The organism is Pseudomonas sp. GXZC, assembly GCF_026967615.1.
Taxonomy (GTDB): domain Bacteria; phylum Pseudomonadota; class Gammaproteobacteria; order Pseudomonadales; family Pseudomonadaceae; genus Aquipseudomonas; species Aquipseudomonas azotoformans_A.
On record NZ_CP114115.1, the window covers coordinates 1224894 to 1248164 of the forward strand.

The window sequence follows — 23271 nt, forward strand, 5'->3', positions numbered from 1 at the left end:
TAATAATAAATATCATTACCGGATGAGCGTGGATCATGAGTTCTGTCCTGCATGAGGATCCTTACTTGGAGAGCTGGCGCTGGATGAGTCGCCAGATTCGCTGCGGCCTCGACCCCAACGAGCCGCGCCTGATCGAACATTACCTCAATGAGGGTCGATACCTGGCGTGCTGCACGGCGACCCATCCGTGGACGATCGCAGAAACCTCATTCCGCCTGCTGCTCGATACCGCCAGCGACATCGCGCTGCCCTGGCATTGGCGCTCCCTGTGCCTGGACCAGGCTTGGCGCCCGCTGCGCGACCTGGAAAAACTCTCCCACTGCGCCTGCCGCCTCAAGCGCTGGCAGTCCTTTGCGTGGCGATTGGCGACCTGCGAATTGCTGCCCTCCCTTTCTGTTTCTGACCTGGTGCAAGGATCTAACGATGAGTAACACCCGTATCGAACGCGACAGCATGGGCGAACTGCAAGTACCTGCCGAGGCCTTGTACGGTGCGCAAACCCAGCGCGCGGTGAACAATTTCCCGATCAGTCATCAACGCATGCCGGCGCAATTCATTCGCGCCCTGATCCTGGCCAAGGCGGCTGCCGCCAAGGTCAACGTCGACCTCAAGCAAATCAGTGAAGGGCAGGGCAAGGCCATCATCGACGCCGCCCAAGGTTTGCTGGAAGGCGACTTCATGCCGCATTTTCCGGTGGATATCTTCCAGACCGGCTCCGGCACCAGCTCCAACATGAACGCCAACGAAGTGATTGCCACCCTGGCCACGCGCTTGCTCGGCGAGTCGGTCAACCCCAACGACCACGTGAACTGCGGCCAGAGCAGCAACGACATCATCCCGACCACGATCCACGTCAGTGCCGCGCTGGTCCTGCATGAGCAAACTCTCCCGGCCCTGCTGCACCTGGTACAGGTCATCGAGCGGAAAGCCGAAGAGGTTCACCCGTTCATCAAGACCGGCCGCACGCACCTGATGGACGCCATGCCCGTGCGCATGAGCCAGGTGCTTAACGGTTGGGCTCAGCAGCTCAAGGCCAATATCGGTCATCTGCAGGACCTTCTGCCGAGCCTGCAAGCACTGGCCCAAGGCGGTACGGCGGTCGGCACCGGAATCAACGCACACCCTGAATTCGCTGCACGGTTCAGCCAGCAGTTGAGTAGCCTGACCGGCGTGAAATTCACACCCGGCAAGAACCTGTTTGCCCTGATCGGCTCCCAGGACACGGCCGTTGCAGTCTCTGGCCAGTTGAAAGCCACCGCCGTGTCGCTGATGAAAATCGCCAACGACCTGCGCTGGATGAACTCCGGCCCACTCGCCGGCCTGGGTGAAATCGAGCTGGAAGGCTTGCAGCCGGGCTCTTCGATCATGCCCGGCAAGGTCAATCCGGTGATCCCCGAAGCAACTGCGATGGTTGCCGCACAGGTCATCGGCAATGACACAGTGATCACCGTCGCCGGTCAGTCGGGCAACTTCGAGCTGAACGTGATGCTGCCGATCATCGCGCAGAACCTGCTCAGCAGTCTGGAATTGCTGGCCAATTCCAGCCGTTTGCTAGCCGACAAGGCCATCGCCAGCTTCAAGGTCAACGAAGCCAAGCTCAAGGAAGCGCTGTCGCGCAACCCGATCCTGGTGACCGCACTCAACCCGATCATCGGTTACCAAAAGGCTGCTGAAATCGCCAAGAAGGCCTATCAACAAGGCCGTCCGGTGATTGACGTCGCCCTTGAACACACGGACTTGCCGCGCAGCCAACTGGAGATCCTGCTGGACCCGGAAAAGCTCACCGCTGGCGGCGTGTAATCACCGACCCTGCTTTGGAGGCTCACCATGGAGCACTGGAAACGCACGATCGAACGGGCCAATCGCTGCTTTATGGCGGGCGAGTTGGTTGACGCTCGCGAGGCCTATTTGCAAGCCCTGGCCCTGGCCCAAGTGTTGTTCGAACGCTGGGCGGATGCCGACGAAGCAGTGGCGGCTTGCGTCATTTCCCATCACAACCTGGCGGACCTGCACCTGCGCCTGAACCAGCCGGAGGAAAGCGCGGAATACCTGTGCGCTATCCATCAGCGCCTGCTGCAGACCATGCAGGACCCGCGTCTGAGCCCGCAATTGCGCGAAGCGGCGCTGCGCCAGAGCAGCAAGACCTACGTTGAGCTATTGAATTTCATCAGCGATCACGGCGAGTACCCGCGTACCCATCGCTTGTTGGGTGGCGCTGCGGCGCAACCCGCCACTCCTCATTACGGAGCACATTGATATGACTTACACCCTGCCTGCATTGCCTTACGCCTATGACGCCCTGGAACCGCATATCGATGCGCAAACCATGGAAATCCACTACACCAAGCACCACCAAACCTACATCAACAACCTCAACGCTGCCGTCGAGGGCACCGAGTTCGCCGGTTGGCCGGTCGAGAAGCTGGTCTCCAGCGTGCAGCAACTGCCAGAAAAACTGCGCGCAGCGGTGATCAATCAGGGCGGTGGGCATGCCAACCACTCGCTGTTCTGGGCGGTGATGTCGCCTAAAGGCGGTGGCAAGCCCGAAGGCGCACTGGGCAAAGCCATCGAGGAGCAATTGGGCGGTTTTGATAGCTTCAAAGAGGCGTTTACCAAAGCTGCACTGACCCGTTTCGGCAGCGGCTGGGCCTGGCTGAGCGTCACCCCACAAAAGACCCTGGTGGTGGAAAGCAGCGGTAACCAGGACAGCCCGTTGATGAACGGCAACACGCCGATACTCGGTCTGGACGTGTGGGAGCACGCCTACTACCTGCTGTACCAGAACCGTCGCCCGGAATACATCAATGCCTTCTACAGTGTTATTAACTGGCCAGAAGTCGCCGCACGCTATCAGGCCGCCGTGGCCTGATATTCACCTTCATAACAAGATCTAAGGCCGACTATGGGCACTGAAACACTGGCAATCAGCAGCGGGCGAATGTTTCGTTATGCGTTTGGCTCGCTGTTGCTGTTGGCAGGTACTGCATTGCTGGTGGCCCATGGGCTGGCCTGGCTGAACCTGGAACCGCGCATTCTGCGTGCCCTGCAGGGCGGATCCATCTGCGCACTCGGCACGGCGCTCGGTGCGGTGCCGGTGCTGGTCATTCGGCGGATGCCGGTGGCGTTGAGCGATACGCTGCTGGGGTTTGGGGCTGGAGTCATGCTGGCGGCGACAGCGTTTTCGCTGATCGTGCCGGGCATTGCCGCGGCTGAAGGCCTGGGCCTTTCGCCCTGGGGTGCCAGTGGTTTGATCAGTTTTGGCATCATGCTGGGTGCTTTCGGGCTGTATCTGGTGGACCGCAAGGTCTCCGGCGCCAGCCCGGAAATGCTGGTGGGCACGCCGGAAAAGCCGGTGATTCCACCGCGTATCTGGCTGTTCGTGTTTGCCATCATCGCCCACAACATCCCGGAGGGTATGGCGGTCGGCGTCTCGGCGGGCGGTGGCATGCCGGATGCCGACAGCCTGGCCATGGGCATTGCCTTGCAGGATGTGCCCGAAGGGTTGGTGATTGCGTTGGTGTTGGCCGGGGCGGGGATGTCGCGGGTCAAGGCGTTCCTGATTGGCGCGGCATCAGGTCTGGTGGAGCCGGTATTTGCTGTGCTCTGCGCCTGGTTGGTGAGCCTGGCCGAGGTGCTCTTACCGCTGGGACTGGCCCTGGCAGCTGGCGCGATGCTGTTGGTGGTGACTCACGAAGTGATCCCCGAGTCGCGACGCAATGGCCACGAAAAACTCGCCAGCCTGGGGCTGTGCATCGGGTTCTGCTTGATGATGGTGATGGATACTGCGTTGGGGTGAAGCCGTTGCGGCTTCACGCATGTCTCAAAGGGTGAGCTTACTCACCCTCATCAAAGAAGTTATTGATCAGCGCTACCAGTGCGGCCATCGCTTCGTCTTCCTGCTCGCCTTCTGTCTTCAAATGAATCTTGGTGCCTTTGCCGGCTGCCAACATCATCATGGCCATGATGCTTTTGCCATCGACCATGGATTCCGGCGTTCGACCTGCACGGATCTGGCAGGGAAACTGCCCGGCCACGCCCACGAATTTGGCCGAGGCACGGGCGTGCAGGCCCAGTTTGTTGATGATTTCAATTTCCAGAGCGGGCATCGCGAAGGTGTTCCTTTCAGCTAAGGTCGCGGTGGCGGACCTGGACGTTCTTGAGGGTTTGTTGCAACACCTGGCCCAGGCGTTCGGTCAGGTAGACGGAGCGGTGGTGCCCGCCGGTGCAGCCGATGGCAATGGTGACATAGGCGCGATTGCTTGCGGCAAAACGCGGTAGCCATTTGAGCAGGTAGCTGGAGATGTCCTGGAACATCTCCTCCACATCCGGTTGCGCGGCCAGGTAATCGGCCACGGGCTGGTCCAGCCCGGACTGTTCACGCAGTTCCGGCTTCCAGTAAGGGTTGGGCAGGCAACGTACGTCGAACACAAGGTCGGCGTCCACAGGCATACCGCGCTTGAACCCAAACGACTCCACCAGAAACGCGGTACCCGGCTCCGGCTGGTTCAGCAGGCGCAGCTTGATGGCATCCCGCAACTGGTACAGGTTGAGGCTGGTAGTGTTGATCTTGAGGTCGGCGAGGTCAATGATCGGCCCCAGCAGCTTGGTTTCGTCTTCAATGGCTTCCGCCAGGGAGCGGTGAGGGCTGCTGAGGGGGTGACGCCGGCGGGTTTCGGAGAACCGCTTGAGCAGGGTCTCTTCATCGGCGTCCAGATACAGCACGTCGCAATGAATGTGCTTGGCCCGCACTTCCTCGAGCAATTGCGGGAACCGCTCAAGGTGGCTGGGCAGGTTGCGGGCATCAATCGAAACGGCGACCAGGGGTTGCGCCAGTTCGGTGTGAATCAACGCGCGTTCCGCCAGTTCCGGCAGCAGGCCGGCGGGCAGGTTGTCGATGCAATAGAAACCGTTGTCCTCAAGCACATTGAGGGCGGTACTTTTACCCGAGCCGGAGCGGCCGCTGACGATGATCAAACGCATGATTACTGCCCGTTCTGTTCATCCAGGACAACCTGGTACAGCGCCTCGTTGCTGCTGGCGCTGCGCAGTTTGTCACGTACTTCCTTGCGGTCGAGCATGCTGGCGATCTGCCGGAGCAGTTCCAGGTGCGCATCGGTGGCGGCTTGCGGGACCAGCAGAACGAACAGCAGGTCAACCGGGGCGCCGTCGATCGCATCGAAATCGATGGGGGCTTCCAGGTGCAGCAGGGCGCTGACGGGGGTTTCGCAGCCCTTGAGACGGCAGTGAGGAATGGCGATGCCGTTGCCAAAACCGGTGGAACCGAGTTTTTCACGGGCAATCAGCGCGTCGAAGACATCTTGCATCTCCAGATCCGGCACTTCGCGCGCGATCAGGTTGGCAATTTGTTCGAGGGCTTTCTTCTTGCTGCCGCCCGGCACGTTCACGAGGGAACGGCCGGGGGTCAGGATGGTTTCAAGTCGGATCATGGGGGGAGGGTTAACGACCTGTACCTTGCATTAGGTGCAGATTCTTTTCCTTATGCTTTATGAGTTGGCGGTCAAGCTTGTCGTAGAGCGAGTCGATCGCCGCGTACATGTCTTCATGCTCCGCATTGGCGACCAGCTTTGCATTCGGTACGTGCAGGGTGGCCTCGATTTTCTGCTTGAGCTTATCGACCTCCATGATGACCTGCACGTTGGTGATCTTGTCAAAATGCCCCGCCAGCTTGTTCAGCTTGCTTTCGGTGTATTCACGCAGGGGTTTGGTGACTTCCAGCTGGTGTCCACTGATGTTGACTTGCATACAGCTTCTCCTTCGTTGCCAGTGCATAAAGCGGTGGGCAGGAATACCCACCACTGGAACGCTGTGGCCCGCCCGTCACATCAAACGCTTACGCTCGCTGGAAGGCGCGATCCCGAGGGACTCGCGGTACTTGGCGACGGTTCGACGGGCGACCTGAATGCCTTGTGCCTCCAGTAAACCAGCGATCTTACTGTCACTCAATGGCTTTTTCTGATTTTCCGCGGCAACCAGTTTTTTGATGATCGCGCGGATCGCCGTGGACGAGCATTCACCGCCTTCGGAGGTGCTGACGTGGCTTGAGAAAAAGTATTTCAGTTCATAAATACCCCGTGGGGTATGCATGAATTTCTGCGTGGTGACCCGGGAAATCGTCGATTCATGCATGCCCACCGCTTCGGCGATGTCATGCAGCACCAGCGGTTTCATGGCTTCGTCGCCGTACTCCAGGAAGCCGCGCTGGTGCTCGACGATCTGGGTGGCCACTTTCATCAGGGTTTCGTTGCGGCTTTGCAGGCTCTTGATGAACCAGCGCGCTTCCTGCAACTGGTTGCGCATGAAGGTGTTGTCGGCGCTGGTGTCGGCGCGACGCACGAAACCGGCGTATTGCGGGTTGACCCGCAGGCGTGGCACCGACTCCTGGTTCAGCTCCACGAGCCAGCGCTCGTTGTCCTTGCGCACGATCACGTCAGGCACCACGTACTCGGCTTCGCTGGACTCGATTTGCGAGCCTGGGCGCGGGTTGAGGCTCTGTACCAGCTCGATGACCTGGCGCAGGTCGTCTTCCTTGAGCTTCATGCGGCGCATCAACTGGCTGTAGTCGCGGCTGCCCAGCAGGTCGATGTAATCGGTGACCAGACGCTGGGCCTCGGCGAGCCAAGGTGTCTTGGCTGGCAGTTGGCGCAATTGCAGCAGCAGGCATTCGCTGAGGGTACGCGCGCCGATTCCAGCAGGCTCGAACTGCTGGATGCGGTGCAGGACGGCTTCAATCTCGTCCAGCTCGATATCCAGTTCCGGGTCGAAGGCTTCAAGAATCTCTTCAAGCGTCTCGTCTAGATAACCCTGGTTGTTGATGCAATCGATCAGGGTCACGGCGATCAGGCGATCAGTGTCCGACATCGGCGCCAGGTTCAGTTGCCACAGCAGATGGCTCTGCAGGCTTTCGCCGGCGGAGGTGCGGGTGGTGAAGTCCCACTCGTCATCGTCATTGCTGGGCAGGCTGCTGGCGCTGGTCTGGTAGACGTCTTCCCAGGCCGTGTCGACGGGAAGCTCGTTGGGGATGCGTTCGTTCCATTCGCCTTCCTCAAGGTTATCCACCGTAGGGGCGGTTTCCTGATAGGAGGGTTCCTGCACGTCGGAATTGGGTTTTTGCTCGATGTTATCGGCCAGCGGGTCTGCGTTATCGAAGTCGTCGCCTTCTTCCTGGCGTTCGAGCATCGGATTGGACTCCAGGGCCTCCTGGATTTCCTGTTGCAGGTCCAGGGTCGACAATTGGAGCAGGCGGATGGCCTGTTGCAGCTGCGGTGTCATCGTCAGCTGCTGGCCCATTCTCAGGACTAGCGATGGTTTCATGGCAGGGGCTTAACACCTTATTCGCCGGCGCAATGCGCCATCCACGACAGGGCGCGTGAGCGCCAAACATAAGCAAATTATATGCCTGATGTCGGGGGCTTTGCCTAGAGCGCGGTAACAATAAAAATCCGGAGGTTTTTATTGACTCCCGCGCACCTCGGCAAACGGCCGTGACACCACGGTGTTTACAGGCGGAACTCGTGACCCAGGTACACTTCCTTGACCAGTTCGTTGGCCAGGATGGTGGCGGAATCACCTTCGGCGATCAGTTGACCATCGTTGACGATATACGCGGTTTCGCAGATATCGAGGGTCTCACGGACGTTGTGGTCAGTGATCAACACGCCAATGCCCTTGGCCTTGAGGTGATGGATGATCTGCTTGATGTCGCCGACCGAGATCGGGTCAACGCCGGCAAACGGTTCGTCCAGCAGGATGAACTTGGGTGCCGTGGCCAGGGCGCGGGCGATTTCCACACGGCGACGCTCACCACCAGACAAGCTCATACCGAGGTTGTCGCGGATGTGGTTGATGTGGAATTCCTGCAGCAGGCTTTCCAGCTCCTTGCGACGGCCATCACGGTCAAGCTCCTTGCGGGTCTCGAGGATCGCCATGATGTTATCGGCGACCGACAGTTTGCGGAAGATCGACGCCTCCTGCGGAAGATAGCCGATACCGGCGCGCGCACGGCCGTGCATCGGCTGGTGGCTCACGTCGAGGTCGTCGATCAGGACGCGACCCTGATCCGCCTGGACCAGGCCGACGATCATGTAGAAGCAAGTGGTCTTGCCGGCGCCGTTGGGGCCGAGCAAGCCGACGATCTGGCCGCTGTCGATCGACAGGCTGACGTCGCGCACGACCTGACGGCTTTTATAGGCCTTGGCCAGATGCTGGGCTTTCAGGGTTGCCATTACTCGGCCTTCTTCTTCGGCTGGATAACCATGTCGATGCGTGGACGAGGCGCGGTGACCTTGTTGCCATTGGCACGACCGGCGTTAGCGATCTGTTTCACGGTGTCATAGGTAATTTTCTCACCTTCCGTGGAGTTGCCATCGGGGCTGAGCACCTTGGCCTGGTCGATCAGTACGATGCGGTTTTGCTGGGCGTGGTACTGGATGGTCTTGCCATAGCCTTTCATCGGGCCAGTGTCGGTGGGCGACTGCTTCTGTTCGAAGTAAGCCAGGTTGCCTACCGAGGTCACGACATCGATATCGCCGGTCTTGGTGCGCGTAAGCGTCACGGTATTGCCGGTGATTTTCATCGAACCCTGGGTGATGATCACGCCGCCGGTGTAGGTGGCAACGCCTTGCTTGTCATCCAGCTGCGCATCGTCGGCCGAGATGTGGATCGGCTGCTGGCTATCGTTCGGCAGAGCCCAGGCGCTCACGCTTCCCAGTGCTGCGCCCAGGCCGAGCAAAATAGGGAGAGTTTTAACGAGCCTCATACTGTCCTCTTACGTTCGATAGCAGGTGTATCCTGCTTTCTTTCAAATACGCTTTCATTCCCTTGCCAGTCGATACACCGCCAGCGCCGTCGATTCTAACGTCTTGCTCGGTCTGCGCATATTGCTTCTGCGGGAATACGGTCATGCGACTGCTGGTAATCACGGTCTCACGTTTTTTATCGTCAGTGCGCGCAACGCGCACCGAGTCGATCAGTTCCACCTCGGTACCGTCCGGGTTGACCTCGCCACGCTTGCTGGTGACGTGCCACGGAAATTCGGTGCCGCGGTAAATATTCATGTCCGGGTTGGTCAGCAGGGTGATTTCGCTGGCCTTGACGTGCTCGACCTTGTCCGAGGTCATCTCGTACTGCACCTTGCCGTCGGGCAGGAACTGCACGCTCTTGGCATTGGTGGCGTAATAGTCGATAGCCCCCTCGTCAACCTGCGCAGCAGGCTGGTCGAGAAAGCGCTCCGGGCTGATATTCCAGTAGCCCACCGCCAGGAACAGCGCGGCGATGACCCCGAATAGCAGGAAGTTGCGAATCTTTTTGCTCAGCATAAAACGCTCTATAGGTAGGCGGCGTGGGCCGCTTCAAGGCTGCCCTGGGCACGCAGGATCAGCTCGCAGAACTCGCGGGCGGCACCTTCGCCGCCACGGGCGGTGGTGATGCCATGGGCGTGCTCGCGAACAAACGCCGCCGCATTGGCGACGGCCATGCCCAAGCCCACTCGACGGATCACCGGCAGGTCTGGCAGGTCATCGCCCAAGTAGGCGACCTGCTCATAGCTTAGGTTGAGTTGGCCAAGAAGCTCGTCCAGAACCACCAGTTTATCCTCGCGGCCCTGATACAGGTGAGGAATCCCCAGGTTTTGTGCGCGGCGTTCCACAACCGGGGTTTTCCGGCCGCTGATAATCGCCGTTTGCACGCCCGACGCCATCAGCATCTTGATGCCTTGGCCGTCGAGGGTGTTGAACGTCTTGAATTCGCTGCCGTCTTCGAGGAAGTACAGGCGGCCATCGGTCAGCACGCCATCAACGTCGAAAATCGCCAGTTTGATGTTCTTGCCGCGTTGCAACAGGTCGCTGGTCATTTACATCACTCCCGCACGCAGCAAGTCGTGCATGTTCAGGGCGCCGATCGGGTGGTCACTGCCATCGACCACCACCAGTGCGCCAATCTTGTGGTCTTCCATGATTTTCAAGGCTTCGGCTGCCAGCATCTCGGGACGGGCGGTCTTGCCGTGGGGGGTCATCACCGCGTCGATGGTGGCGGTGTGGATATCAATGGTGCGATCTAGGGTGCGGCGCAGGTCGCCGTCGGTGAAGACCCCGGCCAGGCGGCCGTCGGCTTCCAGGATCACGGTCATGCCCAAGCCCTTGCGGGTCATTTCCATCAGCGCGTCCTTCAGCAAGGTGCCGCGCTGGACGTGGGGCAATTCATCACCGGAATGCATGACGTTTTCCACTTTCAACAGCAGGCGACGGCCCAGGGCGCCACCCGGATGGGAAAACGCGAAGTCTTCCGCGGTAAACCCGCGGGCTTCCAGCAGCGCCACGGCCAGGGCGTCGCCCATCACCAGTGCGGCAGTGGTGGAGGAGGTGGGTGCCAGGTTCAGCGGGCAGGCTTCGTGGGCCACGTGAACATTCAGGTTCACTTCGGCGGCCTTGGCCAGCGTCGAATCCGGATTGCCGGTGAGGCTGATCATCTGGATGCCCAGGCGCTTGATCAGCGGCAGCAGGGTCACGATTTCGTTGGTGGTGCCGGAGTTGGACAGCGCCAGGATGATGTCATCCTTGGTGATCATGCCCATGTCGCCGTGGCTGGCTTCGGCCGGGTGCACGAAAAAAGCGGTGGTTCCGGTGCTGGCCAAGGTGGCGGCGATCTTGTTGCCGACGTGGCCCGACTTGCCCATGCCGACCACGACAACGCGGCCTTTGCTGGCCAGAATCATCTCGCAGGCGCGTACGAAATCTGCGTCGATATGCGCCAGCAAGCCTTCTACGGCTTCAAGCTCGAGGCGGATGGTGCGTTGTGCGGATTGAATAAGGTCGCTGGATTGGCTCATGTCTGAAATCGTATAGCCTGACGAAAAGTCGGCGATTATAGCGGTAATGATCAATTCCCTCACGCTAGTTCGTCAGGGTTTGTTCGCAATGCGCCTGAGATTCATCCTAAGCAACGATTTTTCCCTGTCCCCAATCTGAACAAGCGCTGTTCCGGCCTTGGGCGCCTTGTACCAGCAGTGATATAGTTCGCCGCCAGTTCGGTCCGCCCAGCCCACGTGCCAACTATTGCACAACGGTTGCAAACGTTTGTCGCAAGCGTGGTGTCTGAGTGAGAGGCTGCATCCCAAGGAGTTTAGATGAGTGCCGATAACGCCTACGCGGTCGAGCTGAAGGGACTGACCTTCAAGCGCGGGACGCGCAGCATCTTCAATAACGTCGATATCCGCATTCCGCGCGGCAAGGTCACGGGCATCATGGGGCCTTCCGGTTGCGGCAAGACCACCCTGTTGCGCCTGATGGGCATGCAATTGCGGCCCAGTGCCGGCGAAGTGTGGGTCAATGGCCAGAACCTGCCGACTCTGTCGCGCAGCGATCTGTTCGATGCGCGCAAGCATATGGGCGTGCTGTTCCAGAGCGGTGCGCTGTTTACCGACCTCGACGTGTTCGAGAACGTGGCCTTTCCGCTGCGGGTGCATACCCAGCTGTCCGATGAAATGATTCGTGACATTGTGTTGCTTAAACTGCAGGCCGTAGGGCTTCGCGGTGCCATCGACCTGATGCCTGACGAACTGTCCGGCGGCATGAAGCGCCGTGTGGCCCTGGCGCGCGCCATCGCCCTCGACCCGCAAATCCTGATGTATGACGAGCCCTTTGTCGGCCAGGACCCCATCGCCATGGGCGTGCTGGTGCGCTTGATCCGCCTGCTCAATGATGCGCTGGGTATCACCAGCATCGTGGTCTCCCACGACCTGGCAGAAACCGCGAGCATTGCCGATTACCTCTATGTCGTCGGCGATGGCCAGGTGCTGGGGCAGGGCACGCCTGAAGAGCTGATGAACGCCGACAACCCGCGCATTCGCCAATTCATGACCGGCGATCCCGATGGCCCGGTGCCTTTTCACTTTCCGGCAGCGGATTACCGCTCAGATCTTCTGGGGAAGCGCTGATGCGCAAGACATCTCTTATCGAGAAGGTTCGCCTTTTCGGTCGCTCGGGTATCGACATTGTCGAAGTGCTCGGCCGTTCGACGATTTTCCTGTTCCACGCCCTGCTCGGTCGCGGCGGCATTGGTGGCGGCTTTGGCCTGCTGATCAAGCAGCTGCATTCGGTCGGCGTGATGTCCCTGGTGATCATTGTGGTCTCCGGGGTGTTCATCGGCATGGTGCTGGCGTTGCAGGGCTTCAATATTCTTTCCAGCTACGGTTCGGAGCAAGCGGTCGGGCAGATGGTCGCCCTGACGCTGTTGCGTGAACTGGGGCCGGTGGTGACCGCCTTGCTGTTCGCCGGGCGTGCGGGTTCGGCGCTGACTGCCGAAATCGGCAACATGAAATCGACTGAACAGTTGTCCAGCCTGGAAATGATCGGCGTGGACCCGCTCAAGTACATTGTTGCCCCACGCCTGTGGGCCGGCTTCATTTCCCTGCCACTGCTGGCGATGATCTTCAGTGTGGTGGGTATCTGGGGCGGTTCGTGGGTGGCGGTGGACTGGCTGGGCGTCTACGACGGCTCCTACTGGGCCAACATGCAAAACAGCGTGACCTTCAGCGGTGACGTGCTCAACGGCATCATAAAGAGCATCGTCTTCGCCTTCGTCGTCACCTGGATCGCCGTATTCCAAGGCTACGACTGTGAGCCCACTTCAGAAGGGATCAGTCGCGCCACCACCAAGACCGTTGTGTACGCCTCGCTGGCGGTACTGGGCCTTGACTTCATTTTGACCGCCTTGATGTTTGGAGATTTCTGATGCAAAACCGCACTGTGGAAATCGGTGTCGGCCTTTTCTTGCTGGCTGGCATCCTGGCTTTATTGTTGTTGGCCCTGCGCGTCAGTGGCCTGTCGGCGAGCCCCACCGCCGATACTTATAAACTTTACGCTTACTTCGACAATATCGCCGGTTTGACTGTCAGAGCTAAAGTGACCATGGCCGGTGTGACCATCGGCAAGGTCACGGCAATCGATCTGGACCGCGACAGCTTCACCGGGCGAGTGACCATGCAACTGGACAAGAAGGTAGATAATCTGCCGACTGACTCCACTGCATCTATCCTCACTGCGGGTCTGCTGGGCGAAAAATACATCGGTGTCAGCGTGGGTGGGGAAACAGCCTTGCTCAAGGATGGCTCGACAATCCACGACACACAGTCGTCGCTGGTGCTTGAAGACCTGATCGGTAAATTCCTGCTTAATACGGTCAATAAAGACGCCAAATGAGGAATCTGTTCATGATCTCTACCTTGCGACGTGGCCTGCTGGTGTTGTTGGCAGCGCTGCCGCTGATGGCTAACGCTGCAGGCTCTGCCCACGACCTGGTGCAGGACACGACCAGCAAAATGCTGGCTGACCTGACTGCCAATAAAGAGCAGTACAAGCAAGATCCGAGTAAGTTCTACGACGCGCTCAACACCATTGTCGGCCCGGTCGTCGATGCCGAGGGCATTTCCCGCAGCATCATGACCGTCAAGTATTCGCGCAAGGCGACCCCGGCGCAGATGCAGACCTTCCAGGAAAACTTCAAGCGTGGCCTGTTCCAGTTCTATGGCAATGCGCTGCTTGAGTACAACAACCAGGGCATTACCGTCGCTCCCGCCGGTGATGAATCCGGTGATCGCACCAGCGTCAACATGAGCGTCAAGGGCAACAACGGCGCCGTCTACCCGGTGCAGTACACCCTGGAGAAGGTCAACGGCGAGTGGAAGCTGCGTAACGTGATCATCAACGGTATCAACATCGGCAAGCTGTTCCGTGATCAGTTCGCCGACGCCATGCAGCGCAATGGCAACGACCTGGACAAGACCATCAATGGTTGGGCCGGTGAAGTCGCCAAGGCCAAGGAAGAAACCGACAAACAAGCTGCCGGGAAGCCTGCGCAATGACCGAGGCGGCTGTTCGTCTAGGCAATGCCGGCGAGCTGTTCATCAGCGGCGTGCTGGATTACCGCACGGGGCCTGACCTGCGCAAGCAGGGTCAGGCACTGATCAAGACCAGCTCCGCGCCCGCGTTGGTGCTGGATTGTTCGGCGGTGACCAAGTCCAGCAGCGTGGGTTTGTCGTTGCTGCTGTGCTTCTTACGCGATGCTGAGGCGGCCAAAAAGCCGGTCAGCATTCGTGCAATGCCCGAAGACATGCGTGAAATCGCCGAAGTTTCCGGCTTGACCGAGCTGCTGGCGCATCCTTAATACACATTATTAGAGAGGCCCCCCGTCAGAGTCCTGCTATGCGGGGTTCGCAGGCGCGGGGCTTTTTTGTATGATGTGCGACCCGCGCGCACTGGGCGCCGATAGAGGTTGAGCATGCAGGCCCTAGAAGTTAAGAGCTTTCTTGAAGGAAAGCTGCCGGAAACGACCGTTGAAGTTGAAGGCGAAGGCTGCAACTTCCAGCTGAACGTGATTAGCGATGAACTGGCGGCATTGAGCCCGGTCAAGCGTCAACAGCAGATCTATGCCCATTTGAACCCGTGGATCACCGATGGCAGCATCCATGCGGTCACTATGAAATTTTTCAGCCGCGCGGCCTGGGCCGAGCGCACCTGAGCCCCCAAGGCGTCGAGATTCTTATGGATAAATTGATTATTACCGGCGGTGCCCGCCTTGATGGCGAGATTCGCATCTCCGGTGCAAAAAACTCCGCCTTGCCGATCCTGGCAGCGACCCTGCTGTGCGATGGCCCGGTCACCGTGGCCAACCTGCCGCACCTGCACGACATCACCACCATGATCGAGCTCTTCGGTCGCATGGGCATTGAGCCGGTAATCGACGAGAAGTTGGCCGTCGAAATCGACCCGCGCACCATCAAGACCCTGATCGCCCCGTACGAACTGGTGAAAACCATGCGTGCGTCGATCCTGGTGCTGGGCCCTATGGTTGCCCGTTTCGGTGAAGCCGAAGTCGCTTTGCCTGGCGGTTGCGCCATCGGCTCGCGTCCGGTGGACCTGCACATCCGTGGCCTCGAAGCCATGGGCGCGGTCATCGACGTCGAAGGCGGCTACATCAAGGCCAAGGCGCCGGAAGGCGGCCTGCGTGGCGCGAACTTCTTCTTTGATACCGTCAGCGTGACCGGTACCGAGAACATCATGATGGCCGCTGCCCTGGCCAAAGGCCGCAGCGTGCTGCAGAACGCTGCGCGCGAGCCGGAAGTGGTCGACCTGGCCAACTTCCTGAACGCCATGGGTGCCAAGGTTTCCGGTGCTGGCACCGACACCATCACCATCGATGGTGTAGAGCGCCTGCACACCGCTACCTATAAGGTGATGCCAGACCGTATCGAGACCGGCACCTACCTGGTTGCCGCCGCCGTGACCGGTGGTCGCGTCAAGGTCAAGGACACCGATCCGACCATCCTGGAAGCAGTCCTGGAAAAACTGCGCGAAGCCGGTGCCGAAATCACTACTGGCGAAGACTGGATCGAGCTGAACATGCACGGCAAGCGTCCTAAAGCCGTCAACGTGCGAACCGCTCCGTACCCGGCGTTCCCGACCGACATGCAGGCGCAGTTCATCTCCTTGAACGCCATTGCCGAAGGCACCGGTGCCGTGATCGAGACCATCTTCGAAAACCGCTTCATGCACGTGTACGAGCTGCACCGCATGGGCGCGAAGATCCAGGTCGAAGGCAACACCGCCATCGTCACCGGCACCGAGAAACTCAAGGGCGCGCCAGTGATGGCCACCGACCTGCGGGCTTCGGCCAGCCTGGTGATCTCGGCGCTGATCGCCGAAGGCGACACCTTGATCGACCGCATCTACCACATAGACCGTGGCTACGAGTGCATCGAAGAAAAACTGCAGATGCTCGGCGCAAAAATCCGCCGCGTACCGGGCTAGTTGCCGTTGTAGTGAGCGGGCTTGCCCCGCGCCGCGGTGTATCAGGTATGGTTAAGGCGCCTGACACACTGCGGCGCGGGACAAGCCCGCTCACTACAAATTAAAGAAGCAGTATGCTGAATTTGTTCAAAATCGAGGCTGTAATGGCCTCGATCTGTGTCCGGCGCCGTTTGCGACCGGGCAGCAATAGCCTGATGAAGGACTGACGTTTCCCATGTTGACCATCGCACTGTCCAAGGGCCGCATCCTTGACGACACTTTGCCGCTTCTGGCTGAAGCGGGCATCGTGCCGACCGAGAATCCGGACAAGAGCCGCAAGCTGATCATCCCCACGACCCAGGACGACGTTCGCCTGTTGATCGTACGGGCTACCGACGTGCCGACCTACGTTGAACATGGCGCGGCCGACCTCGGTGTCGCCGGTAAGGACGTGCTGATGGAATACGGCGGCCAGGGCCTGTACGAGCCGTTGGACCTGCGTATCGCCCTGTGCAAGCTGATGACCGCCGGCCGTGTTGGCGACGTCGAGCCTAAAGGCCGCCTGCGCGTCGCGACCAAGTTCGTCAACGTTGCCAAGCGTTACTACGCCGAACAGGGTCGTCAGGTCGACATCATCAAACTCTACGGTTCGATGGAGCTGGCGCCGCTGATCGGCCTGGCCGACAAGATCATCGACGTGGTCGACACCGGCAACACCCTGCGTGCCAACGGCCTCGAGCCGCAAGACTTCATTGCCGACATCAGCTCCCGCCTGATCGTCAACAAAGCCTCGATGAAGATGCAGCACGCCCGTATCCAAGCGTTGATCGACACCCTGCGCAAGGCAGTGGAGTCGCGACACCGCGGTTGACTTACCCGCGTAGCCGGAAGGCTGCGCCCGTCTATCCGCCTCATAGCCAGAATTCTCAGGTGCCCAAGCGGAAACGACTGCTAGTTTAGGGCGCCTGAGTTTTTGCCAATTCTATTGAGGCCCTCGCTATGACCACGTCCACTGCAATTGCCCGACTCAACGCTGCCGACCCGGATTTCGCCCATCATCTGGATCATCTGCTGAGCTGGGAAAGCGTGTCCGACGAGTCGGTCAACGGGCGAGTGCTCGACATCATCAAGGCCGTGCGCGAGCGCGGTGATGCGGCGCTGGTGGACTTCACCCGCCAGTTCGATGGCTTGGACGTCGCGTCGATGTCCGACCTGATCCTGCCCCGTGAACGCCTGGAACTGGCCCTGACGCGCATTACTGCACCTCAGCGCGAAGCCTTGGAAGTCGCGGCGGCGCGCGTGCGCAGCTACCACGAAAAGCAGAAACAAGACTCCTGGAGCTACACCGAGGCCGACGGCACCGTGCTGGGCCAGAAGGTCACGCCGCTGGACCGTGCCGGCTTGTACGTGCCAGGCGGTAAAGCTTCCTACCCGTCGTCGGTATTGATGAACGCCATCCCGGCCAAAGTGGCAGGCGTGACCGAAGTGGTCATGGTGGTGCCGACTCCGCGCGGTGAAATCAACGAATTGGTGCTGGCAGCTGCCTGCATCGCCGGTGTCGACCGCGTGTTCACCATCGGTGGCGCCCAGGCCGTCGCCGCCTTGGCTTATGGCACCGAAAGCGTGCCGAAGGTCGACAAGGTGGTCGGCCCTGGCAATATCTACGTCGCCACCGCCAAGCGTCACGTGTTTGGCCAGGTCGGTATCGACATGATCGCCGGCCCGTCGGAAATCCTCGTGGTGTGCGACGGCCAGACCGATCCGGACTGGATCGCCATGGACCTGTTCTCCCAGGCCGAGCACGACGAAGACGCCCAGGCGATCCTGGTCAGCCCGGACGCCGCGTTCCTCGACCAGGTCGCCGCCAGCATCAACAAGTTGCTGCCGACCATGGACCGCGCCGAGATCATCGAGAAGTCGATCAATGGCCGTGGCGCGTTGATCCTGGTGCGTGACATGGAGCAGGCCATCGAAGTGGCCAACCGCATCGCGCCGGAGCACTTGGAGCTGTCCGTCGCCGATCCACAAGCCTGGCTGCCGTCGATCCGCCATGCCGGTGCGATCTTCATGGGCCGCCACACCAGCGAAGCCCTGGGCGACTACTGCGCGGGCCCGAACCACGTGCTGCCGACGTCCGGCACTGCGCGTTTCTCGTCGCCGCTGGGGGTGTATGACTTCCAGAAGCGTTCGTCGATCATCTTCTGCTCGCCGCAGGGCGCCTCCGAGCTGGGCAAGACCGCCTCGGTGCTGGCCCGTGGTGAATCCTTGAGCGCCCACGCCCGTAGCGCCGAATACCGCATCCTTGAAGAAAAGGGGAACTGAGACATGAGCAAATTCTGGAGCCCCTTCGTCAAGGACCTCGTGCCTTACGTGCCCGGCGAGCAACCCAAGCTGACCAAACTGGTCAAGCTCAACACCAATGAAAACCCCTACGGCCCATCGCCCAAGGCGTTGGCGGCGATGCAGGCCGAGTTGAACGACAACCTGCGCCTGTACCCGGACCCCAACAGCGACCTGCTCAAGCAGGCAGTCGCCAAGTATTACGGGATCGATGCCGGCAAGGTGTTCCTCGGCAACGGCTCCGACGAGGTCCTGGCCCACATCTTCCACGGCCTGTTCCAGCACGACCTGCCGCTGCTGTTCCCGGACATCAGCTACAGCTTCTACCCGGTGTATTGCGGCCTTTATGGCATTCAATCCGACCCGGTGCCGCTGGACGAGCAGTTCCAGATTCGTGTGGCGGACTACGCCAAGCCCAACGGTGGGATCATTTTCCCCAACCCGAACGCGCCGACCGGCACCGTGCTGGCGTTGGATGCGGTGGAGCAGATCCTCAAGGCCAGCCCGGATTCGGTGGTGGTGGTTGATGAAGCCTATATCGACTTCGGCGGCGAAACCGCGATCAGCCTGGTGGACCGTTACCCGAACCTGCTGGTGACCCAGACCCTGTCCAAATCGCGCTCACTGGCCGGTTTGCGCGTGGGCCTGGCCGTGGGCCATCCGGACCTGATCGAGGCGCTGGAGCGGGTCAAGAACAGCTTCAACTCCTATCCGCTGGATCGCCTGGCGATTGTCGGTGCGGCGGCGGCGTTCGAGGACCGTGAGTATTTCGACAAGACGTGTCAGTTGGTGATCGACAGCCGCAACAAGGTGGTCGGGCAGTTGGAGGCGAAGGGCTTTGAAGTGTTGCCGTCGGCAGCGAACTTTATCTTTGCTCGTCACCCCAAGCACGACGCTGCCGGCCTGGCGGCCAAGTTGCGTGAGCAAGGTGTGATCGTGCGGCACTTCAAGCAGGCGCGGATTGCGCAGTTCCTGCGGATCAGCATTGGTACGCCGGAGCAGAACCAGGCGTTGATCGATGGCCTTGGTGAGCTGTAACACCGACGCTTGAAACAAAAATGGGAGCCTGTGGGCTCCCATTTTTATTGGCTCAACCGTCAGATCAACGGCTCATCCGGCTTCTTGTTCTTCCAACCATCATTGCCCGGCAGCAGCAGGTTCAAGCCAATCGCTACCACCGCACACAGGGCGATGCCCTTGAGGCCGAAATCATCCGGGCCGGTGCCGGTGCCGACCAGCACACCGCCAATCCCGAACACCAATGTCACCGACACGATCACCAGGTTGCGCGCTTCGCCCAGGTCGATCTTGTGGCGGATCAGCGTGTTCATGCCCACCGCCGCAATCGAACCGAACAGCAGGCACAGGATCCCGCCCATCACCGGCACGGGGATGCTCTGCAGCAGTGCGCCGAACTTGCCGATGAATGCCAGGCTGATGGCAAACACTGCCGCCCAGGTCATGATCTTCGGGTTGTAGTTCTTGGTCAGCATGACCGCGCCAGTCACTTCCGCGTAGGTCGTGTTAGGCGGGCCACCAAACAGGCCGGCGGCCGTGGTGGCAATACCGTCGCCCAGCAGGGTGCGATGCAGGCCGGGCTTCTTCAGGTAGTCGCGACCGGTCACGCTGCCGACCGCAATCACACCACCGATATGCTCGATTGCCGGGGCCAGGGCCACCGGGACGATGAACAGGATCGCCTGCCAGTTGAATTCCGGCGCGGTGAAGTGGGGCAGGGCGAACCATGGCGCGGCGGCGATCTTCGCCGTGTCGACCACGCCAAAGTAGAACGACATGGCAAAACCCACCAGCACGCCGGAGATGATCGGCACCAGGCGGAAAATGCCCTTGCCGAACACCGCCACGATCAACGTGGTCAGCAGCGCTGGCATCGAGATCATCATCGCCGTCTGGTAATGGATCAGCTCGGCACCGTCGCCGGATTTACCCATCGCCATATTGGCGGCGATTGGCGCCATGGCCAGGCCGATGGAAATAATCACCGGCCCGATCACCACGGGCGGCAGCAGCCGGTCGATAAAACCGGTGCCTTTGACCTTCACCGCCAGACCCAGGAAGGTATAAACGAAACCGGCCGCCATCACGCCGCCCATGGTCGCCGCGAGGCCGAATTGGCCCTTGGCGAGAATGATCGGTGTGATAAACGCAAAGCTCGACGCCAGGAATACCGGCACCTGCCGCCCTGTCACCACCTGGAACAGCAACGTGCCCAGGCCCGCGGTGAACAGTGCGACGTTTGGATCAAGACCTGTGATCAGCGGCATCAACACCAGCGCGCCAAATGCCACGAAGAGCATTTGTGCGCCAGACAGGATCTGGCGCCAAAGCGGGTCGTTGAATTCATCCTGCATGCTCACGCGTCCTTCTGCTTGGTGCCGAAGATCTTGTCACCGGCATCGCCCAGGCCTGGGATGATGTAGCCGTGTTCGTTCAGGCGCTCGTCGATGGACGCGGTGTAGATCTGCACGTCCGGGTGGGCCTTCTCGACGGCCGCAATGCCTTCAGGCGCAGCGACGAGAACCATGGCGCGGATGTCCCGGCAACCGGCTTTTTTCAGCAGGTCGATGGTGGCAACCATGGAACTGCCGGTGGCCAGCATCGGGTCGATGATCATCGCCAGGCGCTCGTTGATTTCCGGAACGAGTTTTTCCAGGTAGGTGTGGGCCTCCAGCGTCTCTTCATTGCGGGCTACGCCCACGGCGCTGACCTTGGCGCCCGGGATCAGGCTGAGCACGCCTTCGAGCATGCCGATACCGGCGCGCAGGATCGGGACCACGGTGATTTTCTTACCAGCGATTTTCTCCACCTGGACGGGACCGGCCCAACCGGGGATCTCGTAGGTTTCCAGGGGCAAATCCTTGGTGGCTTCGTAAGTGAGCAACGCTCCGACTTCCTGAGCAAGCTCACGGAAGTTCTTCGTGCTAATGTCGGCGCGGCGCATAAGGCCGAGCTTGTGTCGGATCAGCGGGTGGCGGATCTCGCGAGTGGGCATGGGAAAGGCTCCGGCGGCGGGCAAAAAAACCGGCCTAGATTAATCTATCCGAGGGTGTTGTCCTATAGACATCTAGTACGTTAGTCCATTAAGGCTTGCTCGGAGCGCACGAGAAGCGTACCTTCGCCCGCTTTTCTTGCCACAGCACCCCCTTGGAGAGCGCCATGTCCGCTGATCTCGAGCATATCCGTCAAATCATGCGCGAGGCTGACTGCCTGTACACCGAAGCGCAAGTCGAAGAGGCGATCGCCAAGGTCGGCGCGCACATCACCCGCGAAATGGCCGACACCAATCCGGTGGTCTTCTGCGTGATGAACGGTGGCCTGATCTTCGCCGGCAAATTGCTGACTCACCTGCAATTCCCGCTGGAAGCCTCCTACCTGCACGCCACTCGCTATCGCAACGAAACCAGCGGCGGCGACCTGTTCTGGAAAGCCAAGCCGGAAGTTTCGTTTATCGACCGCGACGTGCTGATCATCGACGACATTCTCGATGAAGGCCACACCCTGGGCGCGATCATCGACTTCTGCAAACACGCCGGCGCGCGCAACGTGCACACCGCCGTGCTGATCGACAAGGACCACGACCGCAAGGCCCGCCCAGACCTCAAGGCCGATTACGTCGGCCTGCCGTGCATCGACCGCTACATCTTCGGTTACGGCATGGATTACAAGGGCTACTGGCGCAACGCCAACGGTATCTACGCCGTCAAAGGGATGTAAGCCATGGCCCGCTTTCTGGATCAGACGCTGTTTGCCGAACTGGCCGAGAAAGCGGGCGCCAGCCCTCGTGGCCGGCACCATCACAACTTCCACCAGATGGAAGAACCTTGCCACCGTCTGGCCGTAGGGCTGCAACCCAGCACTTATGTGCCGCCGCATCGTCACCTGAGTGCGGACAAGGCGGAAACCTTGCTTGTGCTGCAGGGCAGCCTGGGTTTGCTGGTGTTCAGTGAGTCCGGCGAAGTGCTCACCAAGCGCGTGATGCAGGCTGGTGGTGAATGCGCTGGGGTCGATCTTCCACCTGGCGTGTTCCACGGCCTGGTGGTGCTTGCGCCCGACACGGTGATGTTCGAGTGCAAGGCTGGCCCGTATCGCCCGGTGGGCGAAGGCGAACTGGCCGACTGGGCCCCCCGCGAAGGCGATGCCGGCGTAGCCGAGTATCAACGCTGGATGCTTGCCCAGTTCGATTGAGCTACAGTGCTGGGCCCATCTTGCCGGAGCGGCCCATGAGCCTGTTGATTCGCACCTGCGCCGCCCTGGCGCTGACCCTCAGCCTGCCGCTGGCCGCGGCGCCGGCACCGATGCACAGCCAATTCCTGCCCTCGGACGACCTGAACCTGCGCGCCGAAGCGCCGGACCAGCAGCAATTGCTGCAAGTTACCGAGTACACGGTGGTGGTCGGCAACCAGCGCCAGTCCAGCCAGCAGCCGATCCCGGTGACTTCGCCGCTGATAATCCGCCTCAAGGGCAAGTCCCTGAACAAAGGCGCGTCTATCGCCCAAGTGGTACTCAATTTCGACGCCGAAAGCAAAAGCCTGAAAAAACCGGCCTACGATGACAAGAGCAAAACCCTGACACTGTCCTACCCGGTGGCTCAATACCGCGTGATTGTCGACCTGCTGCGCAATGACACGGTGTATGTGCAGTTTCTCAGCTACGCCAATGGCCACATCTGGGCGGATCTGCACACCGGCGCTGTAAAGGCCAGGTAGCCCCGCCTACACAAGCCCGCGCCCCGCAGGTAGACTTCAAGCCCCGTGTAAATGTCTGCAGGCTGGAGTCGGTAATGCGTAAAGATAAGAAACAGGTGATTGGTGACGAGATCGGCGACGATCAGATCAAGTTGTTCCTGGACTTCGAGCCGGTCGACGCGACTTCCCCGTCCCTGCACAAACTGATCAAGGCCTACCGTGGCCTGCGTATCGACGATTTCGAGCGGTTCCTGGGCTTTTTCAAGGAAGCAGGCCTGGACCTCGACGGCAAGGATGAGCATGGCCAGACCTTCGTCGACCTGATCAAGGACCAGCGCAACGCGGACGAGTACATCGAACTGATCGAAAACGCTCGCGGCTGATTATCCGAGACATAAAAAAACGCCCCGTCCTCAGGTTGAGAG

31 protein-coding genes are annotated in these 23271 nt (G+C 60.2%); 19 read left to right on the forward strand and 12 right to left on the reverse strand.

Features of this window, described 5'->3' with window-relative positions; all coding sequences use genetic code 11:
* Positions 1 to 35 precede the first annotated feature (35 nt).
* From OZ428_RS05710 to OZ428_RS05730, 5 genes are read left to right on the forward strand one after another with little or no spacing between them, the layout of a single operon-like run.
* On the forward strand, positions 36 to 431 hold the full coding sequence (locus OZ428_RS05710) for a hypothetical protein (protein WP_033899355.1): 396 nt from the start codon (positions 36 to 38) through the stop codon (positions 429 to 431).
* Positions 424 to 1800, forward strand: coding sequence for a class II fumarate hydratase (locus OZ428_RS05715; protein WP_269132867.1), 1377 nt, complete (start codon positions 424 to 426; stop codon positions 1798 to 1800). Before OZ428_RS05710 ends, OZ428_RS05715 begins: the two co-directional genes overlap by 8 nt.
* Positions 1801 to 1827: 27 nt before the next feature.
* A complete protein-coding gene (locus OZ428_RS05720; RefSeq protein WP_133074648.1) occupies positions 1828 to 2256 on the forward strand; it encodes a hypothetical protein in 429 nt (142 codons plus the stop codon).
* A gap of 1 nt (position 2257) precedes the next feature.
* On the forward strand, positions 2258 to 2869 hold the full coding sequence (locus OZ428_RS05725) for a superoxide dismutase (protein ID WP_269132868.1): 612 nt from the start codon (positions 2258 to 2260) through the stop codon (positions 2867 to 2869).
* Between the two features lie 33 nt (positions 2870 to 2902).
* Complete coding sequence (locus tag OZ428_RS05730; RefSeq protein ID WP_016976208.1) at positions 2903 to 3796, forward strand: ZIP family metal transporter; 894 nt, start codon at positions 2903 to 2905, stop codon at positions 3794 to 3796.
* 37 nt (positions 3797 to 3833) lie between these two features.
* Here the strand turns inward: OZ428_RS05730 and OZ428_RS05735 are convergent, their stop codons facing one another.
* The 10 genes from OZ428_RS05735 to OZ428_RS05780 form a co-directional block, all read right to left on the reverse strand.
* Positions 3834 to 4106 carry an HPr family phosphocarrier protein gene (locus OZ428_RS05735; RefSeq protein ID WP_016974292.1) on the reverse strand — a complete coding sequence of 91 codons (273 nt, stop codon included), beginning with the start codon at positions 4104 to 4106 and terminating at the stop codon, positions 3834 to 3836.
* A gap of 16 nt (positions 4107 to 4122) precedes the next feature.
* Positions 4123 to 4980, reverse strand: a complete 858-nt coding sequence (rapZ, locus tag OZ428_RS05740) for an RNase adapter RapZ (RefSeq protein WP_028618857.1) — start codon at positions 4978 to 4980, stop codon at positions 4123 to 4125.
* A gap of 2 nt (positions 4981 to 4982) precedes the next feature.
* Entirely contained in the window at positions 4983 to 5447 is a 465-nt protein-coding gene (gene ptsN / locus OZ428_RS05745; RefSeq protein WP_061435337.1) for a PTS IIA-like nitrogen regulatory protein PtsN, read from the reverse strand.
* A 10-nt stretch (positions 5448 to 5457) separates the two neighbouring features.
* Complete coding sequence (gene hpf, locus OZ428_RS05750) at positions 5458 to 5763, reverse strand: ribosome hibernation-promoting factor, HPF/YfiA family (protein WP_003171804.1); 306 nt, start codon at positions 5761 to 5763, stop codon at positions 5458 to 5460.
* A gap of 75 nt (positions 5764 to 5838) precedes the next feature.
* On the reverse strand, positions 5839 to 7332 hold the full coding sequence (locus tag OZ428_RS05755) for an RNA polymerase factor sigma-54 (RefSeq protein WP_016974289.1): 1494 nt from the start codon (positions 7330 to 7332) through the stop codon (positions 5839 to 5841).
* A gap of 185 nt (positions 7333 to 7517) precedes the next feature.
* Positions 7518 to 8243, reverse strand: coding sequence for an LPS export ABC transporter ATP-binding protein (gene lptB, locus OZ428_RS05760; protein WP_003171806.1), 726 nt, complete (start codon positions 8241 to 8243; stop codon positions 7518 to 7520).
* Entirely contained in the window at positions 8243 to 8776 is a 534-nt protein-coding gene (gene lptA, locus OZ428_RS05765; RefSeq protein WP_033899372.1) for a lipopolysaccharide transport periplasmic protein LptA, read from the reverse strand. Before lptA ends, lptB begins: the two co-directional genes overlap by 1 nt.
* Positions 8763 to 9335, reverse strand: coding sequence for an LPS export ABC transporter periplasmic protein LptC (gene lptC / locus OZ428_RS05770; protein WP_133074646.1), 573 nt, complete (start codon positions 9333 to 9335; stop codon positions 8763 to 8765). The genes lptA and lptC overlap by 14 nt, the downstream gene beginning before the upstream one ends.
* An 8-nt stretch (positions 9336 to 9343) precedes the next feature.
* Positions 9344 to 9868 carry a KdsC family phosphatase gene (locus OZ428_RS05775; RefSeq protein ID WP_010213109.1) on the reverse strand — a complete coding sequence of 175 codons (525 nt, stop codon included), beginning with the start codon at positions 9866 to 9868 and terminating at the stop codon, positions 9344 to 9346.
* Positions 9869 to 10843: a KpsF/GutQ family sugar-phosphate isomerase gene (locus tag OZ428_RS05780; protein WP_269132869.1), complete on the reverse strand. Its 975-nt coding sequence runs from the start codon at positions 10841 to 10843 to the stop codon at positions 9869 to 9871.
* A gap of 297 nt (positions 10844 to 11140) precedes the next feature.
* Between OZ428_RS05780 and OZ428_RS05785 the strand changes: the two genes are divergently transcribed.
* From OZ428_RS05785 to hisC, 10 genes are all read left to right on the forward strand, one after another.
* Entirely contained in the window at positions 11141 to 11950 is an 810-nt protein-coding gene (locus OZ428_RS05785) for an ATP-binding cassette domain-containing protein (protein WP_003171811.1), read from the forward strand.
* Entirely contained in the window at positions 11950 to 12747 is a 798-nt protein-coding gene (mlaE, locus tag OZ428_RS05790; RefSeq protein WP_010213107.1) for a lipid asymmetry maintenance ABC transporter permease subunit MlaE, read from the forward strand. The genes OZ428_RS05785 and mlaE overlap by 1 nt, the downstream gene beginning before the upstream one ends.
* Positions 12747 to 13214, forward strand: a complete 468-nt coding sequence (gene mlaD, locus OZ428_RS05795) for an outer membrane lipid asymmetry maintenance protein MlaD (RefSeq protein ID WP_003171814.1) — start codon at positions 12747 to 12749, stop codon at positions 13212 to 13214. The genes mlaE and mlaD overlap by 1 nt, the downstream gene beginning before the upstream one ends.
* A gap of 11 nt (positions 13215 to 13225) precedes the next feature.
* Positions 13226 to 13876, forward strand: a complete 651-nt coding sequence (locus OZ428_RS05800) for an MlaC/ttg2D family ABC transporter substrate-binding protein (protein WP_033899382.1) — start codon at positions 13226 to 13228, stop codon at positions 13874 to 13876.
* Positions 13873 to 14178, forward strand: coding sequence for an STAS domain-containing protein (locus OZ428_RS05805; RefSeq protein ID WP_016976200.1), 306 nt, complete (start codon positions 13873 to 13875; stop codon positions 14176 to 14178). The genes OZ428_RS05800 and OZ428_RS05805 overlap by 4 nt, the downstream gene beginning before the upstream one ends.
* 114 nt (positions 14179 to 14292) lie before the next feature.
* Positions 14293 to 14532: a BolA family protein gene (locus tag OZ428_RS05810; protein WP_003188597.1), complete on the forward strand. Its 240-nt coding sequence runs from the start codon at positions 14293 to 14295 to the stop codon at positions 14530 to 14532.
* 23 nt (positions 14533 to 14555) lie between these two features.
* Complete coding sequence (gene murA, locus OZ428_RS05815; RefSeq protein WP_010213103.1) at positions 14556 to 15821, forward strand: UDP-N-acetylglucosamine 1-carboxyvinyltransferase; 1266 nt, start codon at positions 14556 to 14558, stop codon at positions 15819 to 15821.
* A gap of 214 nt (positions 15822 to 16035) precedes the next feature.
* A complete protein-coding gene (hisG, locus tag OZ428_RS05820; RefSeq protein WP_003188599.1) occupies positions 16036 to 16671 on the forward strand; it encodes an ATP phosphoribosyltransferase in 636 nt (211 codons plus the stop codon).
* Positions 16672 to 16799: 128 nt separating this feature from the next.
* Positions 16800 to 18122, forward strand: a complete 1323-nt coding sequence (hisD, locus tag OZ428_RS05825; protein WP_033899389.1) for a histidinol dehydrogenase — start codon at positions 16800 to 16802, stop codon at positions 18120 to 18122.
* A gap of 3 nt (positions 18123 to 18125) precedes the next feature.
* Positions 18126 to 19178 carry a histidinol-phosphate transaminase gene (gene hisC / locus OZ428_RS05830; protein ID WP_016976595.1) on the forward strand — a complete coding sequence of 351 codons (1053 nt, stop codon included), beginning with the start codon at positions 18126 to 18128 and terminating at the stop codon, positions 19176 to 19178.
* Positions 19179 to 19237: 59 nt separating this feature from the next.
* On the opposite strand, the gene OZ428_RS05835 is transcribed toward hisC, so the two are convergent.
* Together OZ428_RS05835 and upp are read right to left on the reverse strand one after the other, a co-directional pair.
* Positions 19238 to 20512 carry a uracil-xanthine permease family protein gene (locus OZ428_RS05835; protein ID WP_177112885.1) on the reverse strand — a complete coding sequence of 425 codons (1275 nt, stop codon included), beginning with the start codon at positions 20510 to 20512 and terminating at the stop codon, positions 19238 to 19240.
* Positions 20513 to 20514: 2 nt separating this feature from the next.
* Positions 20515 to 21153: a uracil phosphoribosyltransferase gene (gene upp, locus OZ428_RS05840; protein WP_010213094.1), complete on the reverse strand. Its 639-nt coding sequence runs from the start codon at positions 21151 to 21153 to the stop codon at positions 20515 to 20517.
* A 164-nt stretch (positions 21154 to 21317) separates the two neighbouring features.
* On the opposite strand from upp, the gene OZ428_RS05845 reads away from it, so the two are divergent.
* From OZ428_RS05845 to OZ428_RS05860, 4 genes are all read left to right on the forward strand, one after another.
* Positions 21318 to 21875, forward strand: coding sequence for a hypoxanthine-guanine phosphoribosyltransferase (locus tag OZ428_RS05845; protein ID WP_038849867.1), 558 nt, complete (start codon positions 21318 to 21320; stop codon positions 21873 to 21875).
* Positions 21876 to 21878: 3 nt separating this feature from the next.
* On the forward strand, positions 21879 to 22346 hold the full coding sequence (locus OZ428_RS05850) for a WbuC family cupin fold metalloprotein (RefSeq protein ID WP_016976599.1): 468 nt from the start codon (positions 21879 to 21881) through the stop codon (positions 22344 to 22346).
* Between the two features lie 35 nt (positions 22347 to 22381).
* Positions 22382 to 22867 (forward strand): hypothetical protein, encoded by a 486-nt coding sequence (locus OZ428_RS05855; RefSeq protein WP_133074645.1) that lies wholly within the window; start codon positions 22382 to 22384, stop codon positions 22865 to 22867.
* Positions 22868 to 22941: 74 nt separating this feature from the next.
* Positions 22942 to 23229, forward strand: a complete 288-nt coding sequence (locus OZ428_RS05860) for a PA4642 family protein (protein ID WP_016976601.1) — start codon at positions 22942 to 22944, stop codon at positions 23227 to 23229.
* Positions 23230 to 23271: the final 42 nt, after the last annotated feature.

Coding starts and splice junctions, on each gene's coding strand:
- OZ428_RS05710 (WP_033899355.1), top strand. CDS start 36: ATGAGTTCTGTCCTGCATGAGGATCCTTACTTGGAGAGCTGGCGCTGG.
- OZ428_RS05715 (WP_269132867.1), top strand. CDS start 424: ATGAGTAACACCCGTATCGAACGCGACAGCATGGGCGAACTGCAAGTA.
- OZ428_RS05720 (WP_133074648.1), top strand. CDS start 1,828: ATGGAGCACTGGAAACGCACGATCGAACGGGCCAATCGCTGCTTTATG.
- OZ428_RS05725 (WP_269132868.1), top strand. CDS start 2,258: ATGACTTACACCCTGCCTGCATTGCCTTACGCCTATGACGCCCTGGAA.
- OZ428_RS05730 (WP_016976208.1), top strand. CDS start 2,903: ATGGGCACTGAAACACTGGCAATCAGCAGCGGGCGAATGTTTCGTTAT.
- OZ428_RS05735 (WP_016974292.1), bottom strand. CDS start 4,106: ATGCCCGCTCTGGAAATTGAAATCATCAACAAACTGGGCCTGCACGCC.
- rapZ (WP_028618857.1), bottom strand. CDS start 4,980: ATGCGTTTGATCATCGTCAGCGGCCGCTCCGGCTCGGGTAAAAGTACC.
- ptsN (WP_061435337.1), bottom strand. CDS start 5,447: ATGATCCGACTTGAAACCATCCTGACCCCCGGCCGTTCCCTCGTGAAC.
- hpf (WP_003171804.1), bottom strand. CDS start 5,763: ATGCAAGTCAACATCAGTGGACACCAGCTGGAAGTCACCAAACCCCTG.
- OZ428_RS05755 (WP_016974289.1), bottom strand. CDS start 7,332: ATGAAACCATCGCTAGTCCTGAGAATGGGCCAGCAGCTGACGATGACA.
- lptB (WP_003171806.1), bottom strand. CDS start 8,243: ATGGCAACCCTGAAAGCCCAGCATCTGGCCAAGGCCTATAAAAGCCGT.
- lptA (WP_033899372.1), bottom strand. CDS start 8,776: ATGAGGCTCGTTAAAACTCTCCCTATTTTGCTCGGCCTGGGCGCAGCA.
- lptC (WP_133074646.1), bottom strand. CDS start 9,335: ATGCTGAGCAAAAAGATTCGCAACTTCCTGCTATTCGGGGTCATCGCC.
- OZ428_RS05775 (WP_010213109.1), bottom strand. CDS start 9,868: ATGACCAGCGACCTGTTGCAACGCGGCAAGAACATCAAACTGGCGATT.
- OZ428_RS05780 (WP_269132869.1), bottom strand. CDS start 10,843: ATGAGCCAATCCAGCGACCTTATTCAATCCGCACAACGCACCATCCGC.
- OZ428_RS05785 (WP_003171811.1), top strand. CDS start 11,141: ATGAGTGCCGATAACGCCTACGCGGTCGAGCTGAAGGGACTGACCTTC.
- mlaE (WP_010213107.1), top strand. CDS start 11,950: ATGCGCAAGACATCTCTTATCGAGAAGGTTCGCCTTTTCGGTCGCTCG.
- mlaD (WP_003171814.1), top strand. CDS start 12,747: ATGCAAAACCGCACTGTGGAAATCGGTGTCGGCCTTTTCTTGCTGGCT.
- OZ428_RS05800 (WP_033899382.1), top strand. CDS start 13,226: ATGATCTCTACCTTGCGACGTGGCCTGCTGGTGTTGTTGGCAGCGCTG.
- OZ428_RS05805 (WP_016976200.1), top strand. CDS start 13,873: ATGACCGAGGCGGCTGTTCGTCTAGGCAATGCCGGCGAGCTGTTCATC.
- OZ428_RS05810 (WP_003188597.1), top strand. CDS start 14,293: ATGCAGGCCCTAGAAGTTAAGAGCTTTCTTGAAGGAAAGCTGCCGGAA.
- murA (WP_010213103.1), top strand. CDS start 14,556: ATGGATAAATTGATTATTACCGGCGGTGCCCGCCTTGATGGCGAGATT.
- hisG (WP_003188599.1), top strand. CDS start 16,036: ATGTTGACCATCGCACTGTCCAAGGGCCGCATCCTTGACGACACTTTG.
- hisD (WP_033899389.1), top strand. CDS start 16,800: ATGACCACGTCCACTGCAATTGCCCGACTCAACGCTGCCGACCCGGAT.
- hisC (WP_016976595.1), top strand. CDS start 18,126: ATGAGCAAATTCTGGAGCCCCTTCGTCAAGGACCTCGTGCCTTACGTG.
- OZ428_RS05835 (WP_177112885.1), bottom strand. CDS start 20,512: ATGCAGGATGAATTCAACGACCCGCTTTGGCGCCAGATCCTGTCTGGC.
- upp (WP_010213094.1), bottom strand. CDS start 21,153: ATGCCCACTCGCGAGATCCGCCACCCGCTGATCCGACACAAGCTCGGC.
- OZ428_RS05845 (WP_038849867.1), top strand. CDS start 21,318: ATGTCCGCTGATCTCGAGCATATCCGTCAAATCATGCGCGAGGCTGAC.
- OZ428_RS05850 (WP_016976599.1), top strand. CDS start 21,879: ATGGCCCGCTTTCTGGATCAGACGCTGTTTGCCGAACTGGCCGAGAAA.
- OZ428_RS05855 (WP_133074645.1), top strand. CDS start 22,382: ATGAGCCTGTTGATTCGCACCTGCGCCGCCCTGGCGCTGACCCTCAGC.
- OZ428_RS05860 (WP_016976601.1), top strand. CDS start 22,942: ATGCGTAAAGATAAGAAACAGGTGATTGGTGACGAGATCGGCGACGAT.